A 22,273-nucleotide genomic window follows, 5' to 3' on the forward strand; every position below is an offset into this window, starting at 1 on the left:
ATTAAAGTTTATAGACCATAAATTGAAATGATGTGCTCGTAGTATTTCCATCTGAATTAAAAATGCGAACCGTAACATTACCGCCGGAGCTACTAATACTAGATGTTCTAAAACCACCTGAAATTGGAGTAATAAAACATACATTATTTTCATGAGTAAATGTTTCATTATCTATATTTATGGTAAAGACATTACCGGTTATACTCGCCGTAAAATTTCCCGTACCATTCAAAATATTACCATTAGATTCTACAAGACCATAAGCTATAGGTAGCATATTAGCATTACCCGTGTTTTTAGTATGTACTTCTGCATCAAAAATTGTGTTACCATTTTTTAAAACCGTTAATGCATTATTTTTATTATCTTGATTAAGACCATTACCTATTTCAAAAAGAGGATCTGTAGTACGCCAAAGATCTGAACTACCGCCGCCTATATTATACTGACCAATTGCCATTGAATTATAGGATTTTGCCTTTGTAGAACGTCCCATTGCTGTTGAATAAGAACCTGATGCTTCTGTTCCAGATCCCATTGCTGTTGAAGCGACTCCCGATGCTTCTGTTCCAGATCCCATTGTTGTTGAATTATTACCTGAAGCTTGTGTTCTAAATCCCATTGCTGTCGAAAAATAACCTGAAGCTTGTGTTTCAAACCCCATTGCTGTTGAAGATTCTCCTGAAGCTAATGTTTCAGATCCCATTGCTGCTGAAGTGTCACCTGAAGCTTCTGTTCCAGATCCCATTGCTGTTGAATTAACACCTGAAGCTAATGTTCCAGATCCCATTGCTGTTGAAGAGACACCTAAAGCCTTTGCATACAATCCCATTACTGTTGAATACTGGCCTGAAGCTTCTGTTAATACTCCCATTGCAAAAGAAGCATAGCCTGTCGCACCATATAAATCTGAATTTTCAACGCTAATACTTAAATCAATAGAGCTGTATCCAATAGAACCAAAGTTTTCAGGATTATTACCTATCAATCTCCAACCTGTTCCTTTTCCTTCATCAATAGTTTCTAAACCTGTAGGTATGGTGTTTGGTTGATTAATTAAATCGTTATAATCGCCACTAAATACATTTTCGGCCACAGCTGCTATTTCAGCGTGTTTAGCATAGGGAACAGACATAAACTCGGTAGCATCAAAATTAATAGTACCACCACTATAGGTTACACTTGTTTGCAAAAAATGAGCATATTTACCCCAAGCTATACTATTAAAATCGCCAATACTTGGTGTAATATCTGTACCTATGCTTAATATTACGAGGCCATTAGCATCGGTGGTATAATTATGATCTTCCTGGTACACGACAGTACCTGTTTCTGTATTTTGATGAATGCTAAATTGTATCGTCATGTACGAATTACTTAATACATTACCACTAACATCTTTTATAATGGCTTTATAGTTAATTCCTTGTTGGGCAAAGGTGAAGATTGAATTCACAAGAATAAAGAGGATAATTGATAGTTTTTTCATGATGGATTAATTTTAGTTTTTAATTATTTACAAACTCTTAAACTAGTTGATGCTAGTGATACACTATTTGCAGAGACTGTGTTTTTAGATTTTAATAGCGGGCGCATAGCATCATTTAATAATCGCTTTGTAACATCTGTTGCAAAAAACCTTTTTAAATCTTTACTTACCATACCGCCTACGTTTGCTGTTAGATTTTTAATAACCTTAGCTAAACCACCACCTTCTAACTTACCAATCATTTCAACTTCTGTTACCTCGAAAGACACAGATCTTTGATAGGTTATAGGTTTTAATGTAAAACGTAGTATTTGTGGCGCTCTCCACTCAATGTCTGGTGCACGGCTATCCTTCATTCTATTTGTTATACACCCTTCACACCTTCCTTTTATTTCAATGCCATTATTTTCAAATTTTACGTCCAGTATAAAACTATTTTTTTTTGAGTCGTACCAAAAATTACTATCTGCACGCCTTACATCCTGAAAAAAATAAGTCCATTCCCTTTTAATTGGACTGATTTTAATGTCTTGAAGATCTAAATTTTGCCTGGTGCCATTAATGGCAACAAACCCATCGGTTCTATCTAGTTTAATATCTAACCTAGGTTTAACTTTTTCGTTTAAATAGTTGGCTATTTCTTTTGTGTTGATATCGGTGCATTGTGCGGTTAAATTGACTGAAACCATTAGAAATGCAATACCAAAGCTGATTAAGTTTTTCATGTTTTTAGTTTTTAATTAGTATTTTCTTTGTTTTTATAGAGTTTCCAAAATTTATTTTAGCCACATAAAGTCCCGCTGCCAAATGGCTTACATCAAGCCTTGTTTTGTTGTTATCAAATAAAATTTGCTTTCCATGAAGGTTATAGAGCGTTATAGACTTCACCTCTTCCAGTGCATTTATATTTATAAAATTTGTAGCTGGGTTTGGGTAAATCGATATACCAGACTCCTTTTCAATAGGTTCCGTATTGCTTAGTGTAATATCAAAATCTTCAGCCATACTCCAGAACGAATCTATACGTACAAAACCTTTCCATGTTGCTGTATCTATATCCCAACTTTGGTAAATAAGCGAAGTTTCATTGTTATCGGTATCAAAAGTTCGTAATTGTCTACTCTTATTTTGCCAAGATTCACTTAAATTATGCCATTCCTGAATTATCAATTCTGTTTGATTACCAAGCGTGTACACATATACAAAACGGCTGTTATTCCTATACTCATCATTTATACGCAATTGCACAACTTGATCTGTAAGTTGCTGCAGAGCATTATAACTAAATAAGGTTTGAAGGGTAGGGAAATTGTTAAACTCACCGTTTCGAGAATTAAACCCAATTTCTTCTACTTTGTGTAATGCGCCAAAAGAGGTATAACTATACTTCATTTTTCGCACGTTTTGCCATACATTAACATCAGCAAAATAAGTTTGTTCTATTTCTTCGCTTAACTCATTACTTAATGTATCATAATTATATAAATATCTCGTTGTAGGCAATAGAGCAGCACCAACATAAGCATTTTCAAAAGTTTTAGAAATAAGCCTACCACTATCATAGGTTTTAACCTCTCTTTTAGTGTTGCCCCAAGTGCCGCCGACTAGAATAGCATATATGTATGACGTTTGGTTATCTAAATCATCATAAGCATAACTTTCTCTCAATTTATCTATCCAAGCACCAGATTCCCAATTTTGTTGGATGTTTTCTATTAAATTATTAGCAGAATTGTATATTTTATTTCGTTGGTAATAATTAACCCAACCACTCGCATTGCCAGTCAAGCGTAATAAATTTGTTTCTTTAATGCCTCCATTTTCATAAGTATAAAGCTCTCTAGTATCGTGCGACCAATCGTCGATATACCAAGAATAAACATGCGTAGAATCTAACCGAAACTCGGTTTGTGCATATAAATTAGAAATTCCTGCAAAGCATATTGCAAATACTAAAGGGTAAAGTTTTTTCATGTCGTTATTTTTTAAAGCTGATTTTTTTAATAATCTTATTTTTGTAAACTATATTTAAGATGTATTTACCATGCTCTAAATGCGTAACATTTAGATAAATTTTATGCTTCGGGAGAGATTCAATTTTACCGTTATAAGTTTTGTTTTTGTGTGCCACTTTCTATTCAGGTAAAAACTATTGCTAATAATTACCTCAAATATAAAACACTAACAATATGGTAGTTATAAAATATGTAACAATACATATAACATATGTAACAAGCTAGTAACAGCTTGATTTAAGAAAGAAATTTCACATGTATTTAATTACAGTAGACACATTTAAGCCTACATGAATATTGAAAATATTATGGACAAATTTTTATAATTATTAAAGAAAAGAAGTCTGCTATTAAATATTTATGAGCTTTCATGCTTTTTGGCATACTCGGTTGGTGTGCACTTGTAAGTATCCTTAAAGCATTTTGCGAAATAAGAATGATCGTTAAAACCAACCGAATATCCAACTTGTGAAATATTAATATCGGAAGTTTTTAAAAGTTGAGCTGCTAATTTCAAACGTTGTGATCTAACAAATTCCGACGCCGATAAACCAGTAAGTGCTTTTATTTTTCGATGCAGTTGCATACGGCTCATACCGACAGCTTTACTAAAGTTTTCGACATTGAAAGAAGATTCTATAAGCTTTGTTTCTAGAACTTGCTGAACTTTATTTAAAAATTGTTCTTCTAAATTAGTAATAGCAATATCTTTAGGTGTTAATACAATTTCCTGACTGTAGCGACTTTGAAGCTTGTGCCTAATAGCAATAAGATTAGATACTTTTGCTTTTAAAATTTTAGAACTAAAGGGTTTAGTTAAATAATCGTCAGCACCAATTTCTATGCCTTCTAATTCGTTTTTATCACCAGCTTTAGCCGTAAGTAAAATAATAGGAATATGACTTGTAAGCTCGTTATTTTTTAGCGTTTTGGTTAGAAAAACACCATCTTTTACAGGCATCATAATATCCGAAATTATAATATCTGGAACGCGTTCTATAGCTAAATCTATTCCTATTTGCCCGTTTGAGGCTGTTAGAATATTATAATCGCTTTCAAAGTTTTGTTTCAATAAACTTCTTACGTCATTATTATCTTCAACAATTAAAAGGATAGGTTTATGGCTTGCTTCAAATTCATCGTCAGTAACTTCAGATTCTTCCATAAGAGGTACTTTGTAACTCGATGTAATATTAGCTGTAGCATTTATAAATTCTTCATCTTTAAAACTGTTTTCATCTATAGGTAGCGAAACCGAAAAGCAAACCCATTCCTTAGATTCACTATCGACATTAATAGTACCTTTGTGAAGCTCCACCAATTCTTTTACTAAAGCTAAACCGATACCAGTGCCTTCATTTTGTGCATCGGTTTGATAAAAACGCATAAATATGTTTTCTAATTCGCTTTTTGTAAAGCCAACTCCCGTATTTTTTACCCTTAATAATAATGTATTATTTTCTATAACTGAATTAAAACTTATATCACCATCTTTTGGCGTATATTTCATGGCATTGGAAAGTAAATTAACTACAATTTTTTCTAAAGCATCTTTATCGAACCAAGATTCTTCTTTACGCTTTTCAATATTTAGTTTATAGGAAATATTATGTTGTTCTGCTGAATATTTAAACGATTCGGCTAAACCAGAAATAATATTTTGAATGTTTCCTTTTTGAATATGAAGTTTAAGTTGACCTGCATCTATTTTTGAAAGATCTAAAAGCTGATTTACCAATGATAATAATCTATCTGAATTACGCTTAGCAACAATAAATTGCTCTCTTTTGTTATCTGAAAGTGATGGATCCGCAATAGCCGCATCAATAGGGTTTAATATTAAAGTAAGAGGCGTTCGAAACTCGTGAGATATATTCGCGAAGAAGTTTGATTTTGCGGTATCTAACTCTTTAAGTTTCTTATTTGTTTTTTGACGATTTCTAAATAAAAGAAAAAGAAATATTCCAGCAAGTGTTGTAAACCCTAACCCAGCTACTAATAAGTTACGTTGATTCTTTTTTTGCTGTTGGGCTAATTCGTTTTCCGCTTTTAAAGATTTTATTTCTTCATCTCTCTGTTCTGTTTGATATTTTCCTTCTATTTCCTTAATCGTTTCAGCAATTTGAATTTGACTAAGCGAATCTTTTATCTTATATCCTATTTCATTGAAATTATTTGCTTTTTCATGTTCTCCCAATTGAATATAGATATCTGCCAAAACAAATGCCAAATCCTTTTTAATTATGCTATTATTAATACTTTTATTTAATTGAATTCCAACTTGAGACCATGATAAAGCTTTTTGTAAACTATTTTTTAATAATGACAGCTTTGCAAGTTCAAGGGCATTTGTTGCGGCTTGTAAATTAAATTTAAACTCCTTATAAAACTCAAAAGATTCTGTAAAATGCGTTTCTGCTTCTTCTATCTTATTTTTCTTTAATTTAATAAGCCCCAATGTTGTACCTATTTCTGCGGCATTACTCAAATCTTTAATTTTAAAAAAGAATTTCTGAGACTGAGTCAAAATGCTATCTGCTAAGTTTAATTTTTGTTGTTTAAAATAGAGTTTACCTAATTCTACATTATTTGTACTCATATAATATTCAGCAGCTGCCGCTGGGAGCTTTTCAAACTGATTGTTTGCTTTTACGTAATACGATTCGGCAAGATTAAAATCATCAAACCCTAAGTAAATATTTCCTAAATTTTGATATGCGGCAGCTATTACATCTGGTCTTAAAGATTTTTTAATGTGCATAGAATCTACCTTTAAAAAGTACATTTGGGCTTTTTTTATAAAATCTTGTTGCTTATAAATAGTTCCCAAGGCTGTATATGTATCAGCTTTGGTCATATAAGAAAGTTCGTCTTCGTTATTAATGTTTAATAAAGCTTTATCGCAAGCAAATTCTGCATCTTTAAATTTGCTTAGGAGGTACAAATTTCTGCATAAACCATTGTAAGCTATTGCCGCCCCAATGTTATACTTTTCATTTTCTGATCTTCTTGCTGAGCTTTGAAAATAATACAAAGCTGAATCCGTTTGTTGAGTCCGTCTAAAATATTGAGCATATAAATACTCAGTATCGGCAATCCCTTTTTGATAGTTACTTTTTTGAGCTACTTTAAAGCTTTTTTTTATATAATAAAGCGCACTGTCGGGCTTTGGGTTTATGTACTGAATTACCTTTGTCTTGTATTTTGCAATTACAGCAGAATCGATTTTTTTATCATTTTGTCCCCAAGAACAAAAACAGACCAAAAATAAAAATGGAAAGGATGCGAATTTCATAAGAATAATTAATAGCTTATTAAATATACGCAATTATATAAAAAACAGATGGTTGCAGTTAAAATGTTTATATCAAAAAGGCTTTAAATTTAAAATTTAAAGCCTTTTTGATGTTTGTATTATTATATATTCTATTTATAGCCTATAATACACTTTTAATGAGTTCTGCCATCTTATTGGCGCGTTGTTTAACTTCTTCCTCTGTCCATGAAAGTTTAATTAGACATGATATGTTTCTTGAAATATAATGATCAGATTTTTCGAATGTTCTTGTTTGAAGATATTCTAATCCTTCTTTTACTTCTTTAGAGATAGGAAACAACGATTTTAAATTCTTTAGATGATCCCATTTACGAATGTAATGCCAGTTGTTATCAAAATAATTCCAACACGCATCTACTCCTCCATTTTTAAAGGCTTCTATTACTTTTCTAGAAGTTTCTAAATCGGGTAAAAAGAAGTTTAAAAATGCGCAACTTTCTACACCACCTTCTGGAACGGTGCGGAAAACAACTTCTGGAATGGTGGATAAAGCTTCACGTATAATATTAAAATTACGTCTTTGTATATCTAAAAATTCTGGTAAACGTTTTACTTGAGCTAAACCTACAGCAGCATGTAATTCTGAAATTCTAAAATTGTATCCTAAAAACGGGTGTGTTTCAGCACCACGATCGCTACCAACATGATCGTGACCATGATCACTATAATGATCGGCATTGGTATAATATTTCTCGTTATTGGTGATTACGGCTCCACCTTCTCCACAGGTTATGGTTTTTACAAAATCGAACGAAAAACATCCAAGATCTCCAACGCTACCTAATGGCTGTCCGTTAAAAGTTCCGCCAATCGCTTGGCAAGCATCTTCTACTAAAAGTAAGTTATGCTTTTCTGCAATTGCTTTAAGTGCATCCATATTTGCCATACTACCACACATTTGCACCACCATAATGGCTTTTGTTTTTGGTGTAATGGCTGCTTCTACAGCTTCTGGGTTTAAACCTAAAGTATCATCGATATCTGCTAAAACAGGAATAGCACCTAACATCATTATAGCTTCAAAACTAGCTACAAAGGTAAAGGTTGGCATAATAACCTCATCTCCTGCTCCAACACCTGCTGATCCTAAAGCGACAGATACAGCTGCTGTACCGCTTGATACAAGTTGTACGTGTTTAGATTGAAAGGTGTTTTGTAGTTCACTTTCTAAGGCTTTAGCTTTCCAATGTCCTTTACGCATACCATCGAAACCATAGCGCATTAAAACGCCATTGTCTAAAACATCGTTTACTTCTTGTTTTTCTAATTCTCCAAATAATTCGAATCCTGGCATATTATTATTGTTTTATCTTTTTATTCTATGTTGGACGGTTACTTCTGCGTTAGGGATTGAACGGCTTGTTTGAAATCCTTTTTGTTTTCCTTAAAAAACAAAAAGATTGAGTAGTGAAAGCCCGACCCTTGTGGTAACGCCCAAAGATATTAAATTTCTATAACGGTTTGGTTAATTGGTTTTCTAACTTTTTTTAGGGTTGAAAACATATCGTCGTCGGCGCGATATCCTACAGGTAGGATTAATACGGATTTTAATCCTTTTTCCCCGAGTTTTAATATTTGATCATATTGTTCAGGTATAAAACCTTCCATTGGGCAAGCATCTATGTTTTCGATTGCGCAAACCGTCATGAGGTTACCAAGGGCAATGTAGGCTTGGTTTTTAGACCAGCTTTGGCGTTGCTCTACGGTTTTTTTCTGCATCATAACTTGGAGTTGCTCGCGGTATGGGTTTAGGATACTCTCTGGTGTGTTACGTATGGTTTTTATGTTGTTGTAATAGTCGATAACATCGCTATCTTCTATATTTTCTTGAATGCATATTATTAGTAAATGCGATGCGTTTACCACTTGGGGTTGGTTGTAGGAATGCGGTAATAGGGTTTCGCGAAGTGTTTTGTTTTTTACAATAACTAAATTTAAGGTTTGTAAACCAAAAGAAGTTGCGGTTAAGTTAAAGGCCTCTTTTAGCGTATTTAACTTTGCTGGTGTTAGTATTTTGCTAGCGTCGAACTTTTTGGTTGCATAACGCCATTGCAACTGTTTTATAATATCCATTTAGTTTTACTTAATTGTTCTACAAAAGTAAGGTTTTATAAGTTTGTTTTTTTTGAATTACTTAGGAAATGTTAGCATTATGGGTTTTGTTGATTTTTACTCAAAATTTATTTTTATTGTTTTAGTCTAAAAATGAATAGGTTATAAAATAGTTTTAAAAATAATTGAAAAAAACTTTATTTTTATTTGAATACATCGAAAAAGGCTCTTATATTTGCACCCGCATTCAGGGAATAACCTGATGAGGCACTCAGGAGAATTGGCAGAGTGGTCGAATGCGGCAGTCTTGAAAACTGTTGAGGGTCACACCTCCGGGGGTTCGAATCCCTCATTCTCCGCAAAAAACCTCGTAAGCTATATGTTTACGAGGTTTTATTTTTTTATAGTGAAATATTAGGTACCGTTAAGCTATTATTTAATACACTTCTATTTTAAAAAACAGCTATATAAAAAACCCTCTACTTTCATTACTTAGTAGAGGGTTTCTATTTTTTATTATTGATTTTTAGACTTTTAAAAATTACTTTCTTCCGCCATTTTTACTACACCCACCGTTAATATTAAATTTGCGAAGCGGCGTTGTTCACCTGTTTGAATAATTAATGTGGTATTGGGATCTCTAATTTTATCATAGAAGGTCCAACGTTCCATTTCATACCAAGTAACTTCCCCCAATAATTTTTTATAAGCATCGTGTATCTCGGCATTTGCTTCAACAGGCTTTTCCATAACGATTGCTCCTTGAACTGGGCAAACTTCTAGTATGCCTTCAAGTACTGTAATAGCATCTAACAAGCCTGGTTTAAAGTTTAAATGTACGGTGGTTGAGTTAGGTCCCGTCATGGCGCCAACGGGTAAATTACCATCTGCAATTACTACTTGTGCAAAATGGCCCGAACGTGCCAACACTTCCATAATTGTTGGGTGTATAACTGGCGTTTTTAACATCGACTATATCTTACAACGATTAGTTATTAATACTTTTGGAATTCAATTTTTTCAATTTTAAAAAGAACTACATATTGTAAACACCCCCATTAATGTCTAATGTCGCTCCTGTTATAAAACCATCGTACTCCGATGCTAAATATAAAACAGCTCTAGCTACATCGGCTGTGTTTCCAGCACGACGAATTGGAATACCTGAAATTGTTTCATCAGCCGATTCTTTCGTTGTGTGCGTATTATGAAATGATGTTCCAAGGATAAGCCCTGGAGCAACAGCATTAACTCGAATTCCTAGTGGCCCCAGTTCTGTTGATAGCGCTCGTGTGAACGTTAGTATGGCGCCTTTACTAGTGGCGTAAACTAATGAACCAGGATGACCACCTTTACGTCCCGCAAGTGATGCCAAATTAACAATACTACTATTAAGGTTTTTTGCAAGATAAGGTGCTGCAGCTCGCGTTACAAACATCATAGATGTCATGTTGATATCCATAACTTTGTGCCAAAATTCGGCCTCCATTTCATTCAGCATTTTACGTGCTACAAGTGAACCTGCGTTATTAATAAGAATGTCTATTCCGCCTAATACTTCTATTGTTTTATCAACCAGTGAATTTGCATGAAATTCTTTTGTTAAATCGCCACTGATAGCAACGGCATTTTGGCCTTTATTTTTAGCGTATTCCACTAATTCGTTTGCCGTATCTGCACTAGAAAAATAGTGAATAGCAACATGGGCTCCGTTATCAATAAAGTGCTTAGTGATAGACTCTCCAATCCCTTGAGCTCCAGCAGTTATAAGTACATTTTTCCCGCTTAATTTGTCATTTTTTATCATATTATTCTTATATTGATTGAGCTGATAATTTTAAAATTATCGCTTCATATATTTTCATTTTAATGTATTCAATACAAGTGCGGAAGTAGAAAAAATAAAGATTTAAATCACGAATATTTGTTCTTTATTTTGTTCTTACAGTGTTAACTAACGTCGCAATACTCGTATAATAATTTAAAATGCTCTTTCATTCTTTTTTCAGCTAAATCTGGATCTTGATCCTCAATAGCCTCATAAATTTCGGTATGCTCTCTTATTCTCAATTCATCTAAAGTATCATAATCTTTATGGTACTTTTTAAAATCTACAATAATCTGAGGTGTTATACCTATCATAATTTCATTCATTGTAACATTTCCGCTTGCTTTTGCAATTGCTAAATGAAACAATAAATCTTCTTGAACTGCATCTTCTTTCGCCAATAATTTTGCCTTATGGGCATTTAAGGCCTTGTTAATTCTTTTTAAATCTGCATCTGTACGTCTATTTGCAGCAAGCCTAACTGTTTTTAATTCTAGTAAAATCCTAGTTTCTACTAGTGATTTAAAGTTAGGTATACCAAGACTTAGTATATCTTCTACCATACCATTCATGGCAATAGTACCAATGTTTGCTACAAATGTTCCACTTTGTGGCATTGAAATTAATATCCCGTATGATTCTAATTTAAGAATAGCAACCCTTACACTTCTGCGGCTTACACCAAATTTTTCTGCCAATACACGTTCTGCAGGTAATTTATCCCCTGGTTCTAAATGTTTACTAGTAATTAAATCGCTTATTTGAGAAATTAGTTTTTTAACAATACTAGTAATTTCTTGATTTTCATTTTTAGAAAGCACATTTATGTTCATATAAAGCAAATTAAATTGGTACACCAGATTGGTTCGCGAAATTATTAAATTTATACCATTTACAAAAACAAAACATATTATATTCTGTATTAGAAAAATAAAAGGTTACCCTTCCCCTTCCACCCTCAGGTTAGGTAACCTAATACAACTAATCCAACACTAATTTCTTTTATCTATTTTAATATAATTAATACCCTGTGTTTTGAGTAATGATGCCATTTGTGGCAGTGATTTCTGTACTTGGAATAGGAAATACATAGTAGTTACTAGAAATGGTTTGCCCCATTTCAGCATCAACAGTTCCGGTTCTAACCAAATCGAACCATCTATGTCCTTCCAAAGCTAATTCTACTCTTCTTTCTTTTTGAATGGCAGTTTCCACATCAGCTTGCGTTGTTGCAGTACCTACTAAAGAGGTTAACCCTGCTCTAGTTCTAATAGCGTCTAAACCTGCTAAAATAGTTGCAGATTGTGCTCCTGTTGCATTTGTAGATTCATTTAATGCCTCTGCATACATTAGGATAACATCAGACAATCTCATTTCTATAAAGTCCTGATCGCTGTTACCTCCCGTGTACTTAACTCCTTTACCTCCTGCTGCATCAATAGTTAAAGCTTTTCTTAAATCTGTACCTCCACCAGCTGCACTACTAGCATCGAAAGCAGCTGTTAAACGCGGATCTAAAGGTGTAAGTGATTTTGTATCATTTCCTGCAAACCATCCAACAAATGTTGATGAAGACGACGTACCATCGGCATTTGGAATAGAAGATGATAATTGAGTTGCAAAAATAATTTCTGAACTTACATCCGTAACAACATTAGCAAAATTAGGTTCTAAAGTTACACCTTCAACTACGGCATCACTCAAAACCTCTGCCAGCATTGTTGCTGCATTAGCAAAATCACCTCTGTACATGTATACTTTTCCAAGAAATGCCTTTGCTGCAATTTGCGACGCTCGTCCTGTTGCTAATCCGGAATTGGTTAAGCCAGCAATAGCATCTTGTAAATCTGGAATGATAACATTATTGTAAACATCGGCAACTGGTTGTCTTGTTAAATCTACATCAGGAATCTCTGACACGGATGGCTGAGGCGTTAGGATTACAGAAACATCACCAAAAATCATGACTAACTTAAAGTAAGATAATCCTCTTAAAAATTTAGCCTCATTGATTTGGGTATCGTCTAATGAATTTTCAATAACATTATTAGCACTTAAAATGGCTTTATACAAATTACTATAAACTGGACTAAAAAAAGCTCCCGCCATATCGCCTCCTCCTAGATCGGAGTCATAAGTATCTATTGAAGTATGCGGATTTTCTAACATTAACATATTGTCTGCTCTAAAATCACCCATAACCAATTGCGGCATGGCAACGCCTGTTTGATAGTAGTATGCTGCATTTAAAACCGGTTCGAACTCTACCAATTTACTTGCCTCTAAATCTAATTCAGGTGATTGTTCCAAATCATTATCACACGCTGTTAGCAACAGCATAGCTGCAAATACTGTATATATCGTTTTTATATTTTTCATTTTCTCTTAATTAAAAATTAACATTTACACCGAAAGTAAAACTTCTTACAATTGGACTTGCCCCTTCTTGGTATCCATAAGTGGTTGGACCTCCATAACCATCATTTTCAATCTCTATTCCTTCAGGGTTGAATGACGTATAATCTTTACCCATTACATATAACAAATTGGTAGCGGCAAGATATACTCTAAGTGAACCAACACCCATTTTACTAATAAAATCTGGGTTAAGTGTGTATCCTATAGTTAGGTTTCTTAAAGCGATGTATGATGCATCTTGAATCATTGAACCATGTACATCTCTAGTTTGTAAATAATGTAAACCATTATTATCTGCAATACCATCATTATCAACATCAAAACTAGGTGCTGTAGCATCACGGAAATGAGATTGCCAGTAGATAGGATCGATATTATAGACTTCTGCACCTTGAGATCCTTGAAATTGGAATGAAAAATCGAAATCTTTATAGTTCATATTACTTGATAAACCCCAATAAAAATCTGGAGTCGCAGATCCTAATTTTACATAATCATCTTCATAAGTAATTAAGCCATCTTCATTTTGATCTACTACATAATGTACACCACTGGTATATCCAATAGTTCTTGTAGGATCTTCAATATAAATAGATTCAACTAAACCTGCACTTTCATAACCCCACATTTCACCAAGTTCGCCACCAACATAATTTCTAAACTCAGCACCTCTTCCACTTGGTCCTCCATAAATTTGGCGCGGTAACTCATCAACAGAACCTAAACTTGCAATTTTAGTATCAACCGTAGATAAGTTAGCATTCATACTCCAAGTAAAACCATCATTTTGGATGATATTTGCATTCAATTCTATCTCTACACCAGAACTAGTAATATCTCCACGGTTAAGTCTAATAGAAGGTGTACCAAGAACTTCAGAAACACTTTGATTAATTAGCATATTGTTTACATCAGAGGTGTAATAATCTACACTAACTCTAAAACGATTGTTTAAAAACCCAGTATCAATACCGTAATTCGTTTCTTTATTCGTTTGCCAAGTTAAATCTGGATTTGTAACATCTTCTGGAATTAAAAAACCTGTTCCAAAAGCGGTAGGTGTCGTTCCCAAAATACTTAATGAACTATAAGAACCTAAATCTGAAGAGGTACCTAAGGAACCTGTACTAAATCTAAGTTTTAATAAACTTACTGCTTCACTATCTTCTAAAAAAGATTCTTTATGTACATTCCAACCTAACGATAACGCTGGGAATACCGCAAATCTTTCGTTAGATCCAAAACGAGAATCACCATCTCTTCTCACAGATGCCGATAGTAAATAACGATCGTCGTAAGCATAAGCTAGCCTACCGAAAACACCACGTCTTGATTGTGTTTCATCTATTCTATTCGAAATAACATCTTCCGCATTAAAATAAGAATAGTTTAAAGGATATCCTACTGGTACGTTAGTTCCATTTGATGAAAGCCCAGTGTACTTTGTATTTACAAATTCCATTCCTGCTACAGCAGAAATATCATGCTTATCAGCAAATAACTTCGTATAACTTAAAGTTGTTGTACTTAATACAGTCGATTTTTTTATGTCTGACATATCTAAACTAGATGATGTAGAACGCTGTTGACCATCTGATAATACACCATGATATTCATACTCATTAACATCACGTAAATCAGCTCCAAAAATAGTTTTCACCTTTAACCCTTCCATAAGCTCGTATTCTAAATAAGAACTTACATTACCATAAAGCGTTTTCTTATAACGTTGTGAATTATCGAATTTTGAAGCGACGCCTGCATCTCCTGTTCCTCCAATACCATTTTGGTTTCTACCATAATGCCAATCGTTTACAACGTCTCCTGGTTGCAAATCATAAATGCTATGCGCATCATAATTTTGACTTAAATCTCCTCTATAATTACTATCGAAAGACTGACCGATATTATTCCCTGTAAATCCTGAATCGAAAAGTGCTTGTCTCTTACCATCCAATTGCTGAACAAAATCAATAGAGGCTTGTGTATGGTAAATAGGACTAATACTATAAGACCTTAAAAGATCTCTCATTTCCCAAGGCACAATATCTTGGTTACCATAGAACCCATTCATACTTAATCCCGCTTTTAGCTTATCGTTTAAAGTCGCATCAATATTCATACGTCCGTTATACCTCTCATAACCTTGCCCTTTTACAATACCATCGGTATTTAAATACCCAAGTGAAGCAAATGCTTTTATATTTTCAGACCCTCCACTTACACTAAAATCATGACTTGTTGAATTACCACTCTTAAAAAGCCAATCTTCCATACTCACAACATCTGGAGCATTTGCGTATGCATCTAATCTGTATTCCAATAATCCTGGGTCAGTTAAAGAAAGGTCGTAATCACCGGTTTGTAATTCGTTCGCCCATTCTCCTGCAGTTTTAAGCATTTCAATATCCTTTACATACTTTCTTGAAGTACTTGTATAGGCGTTGTAACTAAAATTAAGTTTTCCAGATTTCCCTTTTTTAGTAGTAATTAAAATAACACCATTTGCTCCTAAAGAACCATAAATAGCAGCAGAAGCCGCATCTTTTAAGACCTCTAGACTCTCAATATCGTTAGGGTTTACGGTTGCTAAATTTCCTGAAATAGGAAACCCATCTACAACAATTAAAGGATCGGAATTACTCGAAAGTGAGGAACCCGCTCTAATTTGAACTTTTAAATCTGAACCTGGTTCTCCACTTTGATTTTGAATATTAACACCAGGAAGCTTTCCTGCTAAAGCTTCATCTACACGAGAGGTTTGTACAGCAGCAACATCTTCTCCTCCTATTTTTGCAACAGCACCTGTAAGATGAGATTTTTTTGTTGTACCGTAACCTACCACAACAACTTCGTCTAATTGAGCAGAATCTTCAGTTAAAACAACATTAAGCGTTTTTTGATTTGTTATTGTAATCGATTGCGAAACATAGCCTACATAGGAAAACAGAAGAACATCTCCGCTTTTAACATTAATTTTGAATCCTCCATCAAAATCTGTTGCTGTACCTTTTGTGGTATTAGCCACAATAACATTAACACCAGGAACAGGCAAATTACCCTCGTCTGATACCGCACCTGATAATTGGTACCCGTCTTGTGCATATAACGATATATTAAATATCATTATTAACATTAAAAATAGTTTAGTTTTTAAATTCATTGGTTATTTTATTTAGTTAGTTAAATGCAACGCAAAACACATTGCTCTCGAGAAATTAATTAGATAATTTCTGGCACTTTGGCGGTCATAAATTTTTAGTTTAATTGTTATTTTTTTAAGATTAATAAAATTCAAATTATTGGTTCACCAAATTGGTACTCCAAACTGGTGTACCAAATATATATGAAAAAGTTGTTACTGCAAAATATAATTTTGATATAATTATCTAAAAATCAAAGGATACTAACTATAATTTTGTGTTTACCATAAAAAGTTAAGCGTACCAAGAACTACGAGTATATAGAAATACCTCGAAAATTTAAATTGTTGGAGTAGTTTTAATAGGCTAAAATACTACTCCAACATCTACTATTAACTTCAATCACGCTATTAATTAGTCTTAATAGTTTTAACTTAAATATCAAATAGAAATATTGTAGATTTCTTAATCATTTTTAGTGAAATACTCTTCATTAGATACTGCCGCATCACTCACAGTTATACTCCCTGTTTTAAACCAAACTTCAGCATAATTTCCATCGGCATATTGTTTTTCAATATCACCGCCATGTGTTTCTGCACCAGAACACCAGTTTTTATTTAATTTCGGAGATTTTCCATTGGTTTGATTATAGGCTCCCAGTTTGAAAAAACAACCTTCTCCTGTATATGCTGCTTCACGTTCTACGCCATTTTGACCAATAGGTACAAATAGTTTTTGTGTTTGCTCAGGAATATCTGCGGCTGTTGTGTATTCCGATTCTATTAAGTTTTTTGTAAACGTTCTGGTTTCATGATCTTTACTTGTAAATTTCAAGTTCAGAATACCATCTCTTACTTCAATTTCATAACTAAATTCTTCACCTAAAGCAATACCGTCTTTTGGTTCTTCAGGATATGTATTTTCTTCTAATCCAACAACCGAAAAATCGTTTCCCCAAACTGCCGTTGAATAATCCCATCTTCCTGAATTATCACCACCCGCTGTGTTTATTTCATAATGCCAAAACACAGAACCTTTTGTATGCCCTGGGAATTTTTTGTAAAATATTTTTAGGGGTTCATTCTCATGCTTATCCGCACTATGAATTTGTCCCACAACTACAGCGTGAGAAGCTGCAACACGCGCATCACCCGTAGCAGATACATTCATTACTTTTAATGTTGCCGTCAATTTATCGTTAGCTGCTTTTGGGTACCACTTTTTTATTTGAGCTAATTCTGTTCTAGTATTATTCGAGGTTCCATGCGTATCTCCACCATTTGGTGCTTTAAAAACAATCCAATCATTTTTGCCATCATTAGCTGTGTAAAAGAAATCTTTGTTTTCAAAATTATTTGCTATTCCCACATTAGAACCGTCTCCTAAAATTAATTTCCAATCATCAAAAAAAGGAATAACATCACTAGCGTAAACGGTTTTTATTACTTCTTCTTTAATGGCTTCTTTATTCTCTGTTTTAGTTTCATTTTTACAACTATTTAAACTCAGAAAAAAACTAAGAATGACAAGCGTAGCTCCTGTTGATATGTTTTTTGTATTCATTTTGGTATGGTTTAATTTAGTTTTATTTTTTATGAGTTAAGCATTAGAAATATTCTAAAAGAGCAACTATTCCGTTGTATGAAATCACTAAAGAAAAGAACAATGCAGCATACAACCCTATATAAACACCTAAACTCGTTTTATAATCTTTCATGACTTTTGTACTGCTTAGCATTAGAATAATACCTAACACTACAATTGGTAGCACAAATACATTAAATACTTGAGATAGAATTTGAATTTCAATTGGGTTTGCTCCAAATCCAGGACCAATTAGAGCCACCATACAAGCTACAGCAGTTATTATCCTAAACTGACGCGAATTGGTATCTAATTCTCCCGATTGATAATCTGCAATTAGTAATGGTGCTATTAATAAACACGGAAAAATAGAAGATAATCCTGCGCTTAAGGCTCCAAAAAAGAAAATAGAAACGGCCCACTTACCAGCAACAGGTTCTAGTGTATTAGCCATATCTAAAACTTGAGAAACTTCTTTACCTTGATAAAATAAAGCTCCTGCCGCTACTGCCATAATAACGCCACTAATTACAAATATTAATATGGCGGCAGTAATGGAATCTTTTTTCTGTTGATCTAAATTTTTAATAGTCCAACCTTTTCCTTTTACAAAAAGTGGTCGAGATAGAAATGTAGCCGAAGCCATGGTAGTACCAACAAACGCTGCAACTAGCATTTTACCGCCAGGAACATCTGGTATAGTGGGCAATAAGCCTTTAACTACATCTATAGAAAGTGGCTGCACAAAACATAATGAAAGTACAAATGAGAACCCCATTAAGGTTACAAAAACAACCAATATTTTCTCAAAAAATGTGTACTTACCAACGAGCATTAATAAGTAAAACGTAACAATAATTATAATGGCTGTTATTAAAACAGTTTCATACTTATAAGCGCTTAATCCATCAAAATTAATGGCTAATATCTCATAAATAATGTTTGATGAAATCCCTAAAATTCCCATTAATGAATTCCATTGACCAAACGTAATGCCAACAATAATTAATATGGCTAAAGTTTTACCAAATTTTAAATGTTTTTTAAATCCGTAAAGCGCCGTTTCACTGGTAATCAATGCGTAATTACCATAGGCAAACATTAAAACTCCTGAAAAAACACAACTAATTAAAAGCACCCATAATAATTGCATATTAAATTTACTTCCAGCAACAATCATCGAGGTTACGCTACCAGTACCTATGGTATAACCGATAGCAAAAATACCTGGACCAAAGCCCAAAACTATGGCTACAATTTTTTGTAATAAAGATTTCTTCTCTTTTAATTCAGACATTATATTTAGTTTAGTTCGGTGTATTTAGTTAAAATGGAGTGGTTAATTCCAGTTGGTATGGTGAAACTTGCCCGAATCATCATCGATACGTTGGTAAGTATGTGCTCCAAAATAATCCCGTTGTGCTTGAATTATATTTGCTGAAGAATTTGAGGTTGTATACGCATTTAAAAAATTAACAGACTCACTTAAACAAGATGCTGTTAACTCATTCAAAATGCATTGAGAAACCACTTTATTTATTGAAGGTTTCAGAGCTTTCAGTTTATTAATAATAGTAGCGTGTTTTAAAATATTATCATCCGTTTTTAAAATTGGAATTAATTCTACCATAAAATCAGATTTAATAATACAACCATTGGTCCAAATACGAGCAATTTCACTTAAGTTCAATTCCCAATTATAAGTTCTTCCTGCTTCAGAAATCAGTTTAATACCTTGATAATGATTAATAATTCTAGCAAACTGATAAGCGTTTAAAACATCTTGTATATCTAAATCTAATGAAGATCGTTTTATATTGAAGTTTTGACTAGCCAAAAGCCTTTCTTCTTTATAAAATGAGGTATAGCGCGCAAATAATGCCGACGCGATTAAAGTACTTGGAGCGCCTAATTGCGCTGTGGCTATAGTAGTCCAATTACCTGTACCTTTATTTCCTGCCTTATCTACTATTTTATTTACTAACCAATCATCTCCATCCTTTTTTCTTAAAATATCTACAGTAATTCCTAATAAATAACTATCAGCTTCGGGTTTCCATGATTCTAAAATATTGGCAATTTCATCAGGATTATTTCCCATGGCTTTAAGAATAGTGTAAACTTCTGCCAACAATTGCATCTCTACATATTCAATACCATTATGGACCATTTTAACAAAATGCCCACTACCTTCTTCACCTATATATGTACAACAAGGCAGGTTATTAGCATCTTTGGCAGCGATACTTTCCAAATACGGTTTTATTAAATTATACGTTTCTTTATTTCCGCCAGGCATAATAGAAGGCCCTATTAATGCGCCTTGCTCTCCTCCAGAAACTCCAACACCAATAAAATTGATCTGTTTTGATTTTAAATAATCGTAACGATCTTTAGTTTTTAAGTAATTTGAATTTCCACCATCAATCAAAATATCACCATCTGATAAAAAGGGAATTAAATCTTCAATAACCAAATCTGTTATCTTACCAGCATTCACCATGAGCATAATTCGTCTTGGTGTTTGTAATGAATTTACAAATGCTTCAATATCAGAATAAGCTTGAGCAGTCTCAAGTTCCTTATGTGCTTTTTTGAAATTTATAGCAACATCTTCTTCCGTTCCTTTTTCCTCTCTATTAAACACCGAAATTTTAAATCCTTTTTGAGCCAGGTTTCTACTTAAACTCTTTCCCATAACGCCTAGTCCAAATAACCCGAATTCTGATTTCATCTTTATTTTATTTGTAATTTTTTCAACAATGTCTTCTGGTTTTGAACCGATATTTACAACAAAAGCATTTTCCGGTTCTTCTAAAGTATCAAACTGCGATTGCAATAAATTGGAAGACATAAAATGGTTTTCTCGTTTATTTAATCGTTCTAAAATTTGATTAAAACTTCCTGCTAAATGAATCCATTTTACTTGATTTTGAATACCTGTATTTAAAATATCTCTGTAAGATTTCTTTAAAGCTGAACAAACAATAATGCAACTATTATCTCGTAATTCACTTTTTGCCAAATCGTTAAGCGTAACTAACCAACCATGACGATCTTCATCATTTAATGGCACACCGCTACTCATTTTATCTATATTCGATTGCGGATGAAAATCGTCCCCATCAAAAAAAGGAATTTCGAGTTCTTGAGATAATAACTCACCAATGGTACTCTTGCCACAGCCTGAAACTCCCATTATAAAGATTACATTATTCAAATTCTTAAATGTTTTAAATAAACCTTATATCGTTAAATACTATTATTCTTGATTTGGATCAATACCCGCTCCTAAAGTTCCATTTTTAAACCAAACTTCTGCATAACATCCATTAGCGTACTGCTTTTCGATGTCTCCATTATAAGTTTCAGATCCTGTACTCCAAACGATGTTATCTTCTGGGTTCTTGCCATTAGTTTGGTTATACGCACCTTGTTTAAAATTTTGTAATTCCCCTGCATAAGCCTGTTCTCGTTCAACTCCATCACGACCAATTACTGCGTATAACGTCCATATTTGTTGAGGAATATCTTCTTTTTTCGCAAAATCAGATTTTAGCAAATTTTTAGTAAATGTTTTGGTTTCGTGACCTTCACTCTTAAAAGTGAGGTACATAATGCCTTTGTAAACATTTATTTCATAGCTGAATTCTTCACCTAAAGCAATACCATCTTTTGGTTCTTCGGGAGATGTGGTTGGGCTCGATCCAACAACAGACATATCATAACCCCAAACTGGCGTAGAATAATCCCATCTTCCAGAATTATCATCACCAGCCGTATTAATTTCATAATTCCAAAACACAGAACCTTTGGTGTGGCCAGGGAATTTTTTATAAAAAATTTTTAAAGGTTCATTTTCATGCCCTTCATTTCCATGAATTTGTCCAACTACCACAGAATATGAAGCGGCAACTCTTGCATCTCCAGAAGTTGAAACATGCATTACTTTTAACGAACCTGTTAACTTACCTCCTATTTCGGTTGTCCAATGTTCTTTTTGTCCTAATTCTGTTCTTGTATTGCTAGAGGTTCGAGATGTAATACCAGAGTTTGGTGTTTTATAAATTACCCAATCCGTATTACCATCATTTGTAACATAAAAATAATCTCTATGCTCAATATTGGCTAGTTCTTCAAATTTTGTTCCATCGCCACAAAGAATATGCCATTGATCCATAAATGGTATCACATCACTTGGATAAACGGTAGCATTTGCATTTACATTCTCCGTTTTTTTATTGGTATCTCTGCAACTGCTAGTTAATACCACAAGGCAAAGTATGGAGAGAATTAGTAACGTTGATTTTATTAGTTGAGGTTTCATTATATGATCTTTATTCATTGCAACATTCAATATATTAGATACTAATTAGTGAAACTTCCAATTTAATAAATTCAGAA

General features: G+C 33.5%; 15 protein-coding genes and 1 tRNA gene. 1 reads left to right on the forward strand and 15 read right to left on the reverse strand.

The features are described 5' to 3' along the window. Position 1 precedes the first annotated feature (1 nt). The 6 genes from BM246_RS00090 to BM246_RS00115 all read right to left on the reverse strand — a co-directional run bounded on the left by BM246_RS00090 (position 2) and on the right by BM246_RS00115 (position 8,914). A complete protein-coding gene (locus BM246_RS00090; protein ID WP_074935301.1) occupies positions 2–1,489 on the reverse strand; it encodes a hypothetical protein in 1,488 nt (495 codons plus the stop codon). 23 nt (positions 1,490–1,512) lie between these two features. Continuing rightward, positions 1,513–2,214, reverse strand: a complete 702-nt coding sequence (locus BM246_RS00095) for a hypothetical protein (RefSeq protein ID WP_139221810.1) — start codon at positions 2,212–2,214, stop codon at positions 1,513–1,515. A 4-nt stretch (positions 2,215–2,218) separates the two neighbouring features. Then, the gene (locus BM246_RS00100; RefSeq protein WP_074935303.1) at positions 2,219–3,463 is read right to left on the reverse strand and encodes a T9SS type A sorting domain-containing protein; all 1,245 of its coding nucleotides are present in this window, start codon (positions 3,461–3,463) and stop codon (positions 2,219–2,221) included. Positions 3,464–3,862: 399 nt separating this feature from the next. Then, complete coding sequence (locus tag BM246_RS00105) at positions 3,863–6,799, reverse strand: response regulator (RefSeq protein ID WP_074935304.1); 2,937 nt, start codon at positions 6,797–6,799, stop codon at positions 3,863–3,865. Between the two features lie 142 nt (positions 6,800–6,941). Continuing rightward, positions 6,942–8,135 carry a DegT/DnrJ/EryC1/StrS family aminotransferase gene (locus tag BM246_RS00110; RefSeq protein ID WP_042498690.1) on the reverse strand — a complete coding sequence of 398 codons (1,194 nt, stop codon included), beginning with the start codon at positions 8,133–8,135 and terminating at the stop codon, positions 6,942–6,944. A gap of 149 nt (positions 8,136–8,284) precedes the next feature. After that, entirely contained in the window at positions 8,285–8,914 is a 630-nt protein-coding gene (locus BM246_RS00115) for an NAD(P)H-dependent oxidoreductase (RefSeq protein WP_074935305.1), read from the reverse strand. A 253-nt stretch (positions 8,915–9,167) separates the two neighbouring features. On the opposite strand from BM246_RS00115, the gene BM246_RS00120 reads away from it, so the two are divergent. After that, positions 9,168–9,252: transfer RNA gene (locus BM246_RS00120), tRNA-Ser, on the forward strand. Between the two features lie 175 nt (positions 9,253–9,427). On the opposite strand, the gene BM246_RS00125 is transcribed toward BM246_RS00120, so the two are convergent. The 9 genes from BM246_RS00125 to BM246_RS00165 form a co-directional block, all read right to left on the reverse strand. After that, complete coding sequence (locus BM246_RS00125; RefSeq protein ID WP_074935306.1) at positions 9,428–9,862, reverse strand: RbsD/FucU domain-containing protein; 435 nt, start codon at positions 9,860–9,862, stop codon at positions 9,428–9,430. A 67-nt stretch (positions 9,863–9,929) separates the two neighbouring features. Continuing rightward, entirely contained in the window at positions 9,930–10,700 is a 771-nt protein-coding gene (locus BM246_RS00130) for an SDR family NAD(P)-dependent oxidoreductase (RefSeq protein ID WP_042498688.1), read from the reverse strand. A gap of 143 nt (positions 10,701–10,843) precedes the next feature. Next, positions 10,844–11,554, reverse strand: a complete 711-nt coding sequence (locus BM246_RS00135; protein ID WP_042498685.1) for a FadR/GntR family transcriptional regulator — start codon at positions 11,552–11,554, stop codon at positions 10,844–10,846. Between the two features lie 187 nt (positions 11,555–11,741). Further along, positions 11,742–13,100, reverse strand: coding sequence for a RagB/SusD family nutrient uptake outer membrane protein (locus BM246_RS00140; RefSeq protein ID WP_083415644.1), 1,359 nt, complete (start codon positions 13,098–13,100; stop codon positions 11,742–11,744). 10 nt (positions 13,101–13,110) lie between these two features. Next, a complete protein-coding gene (locus tag BM246_RS00145; RefSeq protein WP_231961787.1) occupies positions 13,111–16,266 on the reverse strand; it encodes a SusC/RagA family TonB-linked outer membrane protein in 3,156 nt (1,051 codons plus the stop codon). A 481-nt stretch (positions 16,267–16,747) separates the two neighbouring features. Beyond that, positions 16,748–17,848: a polysaccharide lyase family 7 protein gene (locus BM246_RS00150; RefSeq protein ID WP_074935308.1), complete on the reverse strand. Its 1,101-nt coding sequence runs from the start codon at positions 17,846–17,848 to the stop codon at positions 16,748–16,750. Positions 17,849–17,891: 43 nt separating this feature from the next. Then, positions 17,892–19,166, reverse strand: coding sequence for an Nramp family divalent metal transporter (locus tag BM246_RS00155; protein ID WP_074935309.1), 1,275 nt, complete (start codon positions 19,164–19,166; stop codon positions 17,892–17,894). 42 nt (positions 19,167–19,208) lie between these two features. Next, positions 19,209–21,089, reverse strand: coding sequence for an NADP-dependent phosphogluconate dehydrogenase (gene gndA / locus BM246_RS00160; RefSeq protein WP_083415645.1), 1,881 nt, complete (start codon positions 21,087–21,089; stop codon positions 19,209–19,211). 42 nt (positions 21,090–21,131) lie between these two features. After that, positions 21,132–22,196, reverse strand: a complete 1,065-nt coding sequence (locus BM246_RS00165) for a polysaccharide lyase family 7 protein (RefSeq protein ID WP_074935311.1) — start codon at positions 22,194–22,196, stop codon at positions 21,132–21,134. Positions 22,197–22,273: the final 77 nt, after the last annotated feature.

The organism is Algibacter lectus (assembly GCF_900112395.1).
Taxonomy (GTDB): domain Bacteria; phylum Bacteroidota; class Bacteroidia; order Flavobacteriales; family Flavobacteriaceae; genus Algibacter; species Algibacter lectus.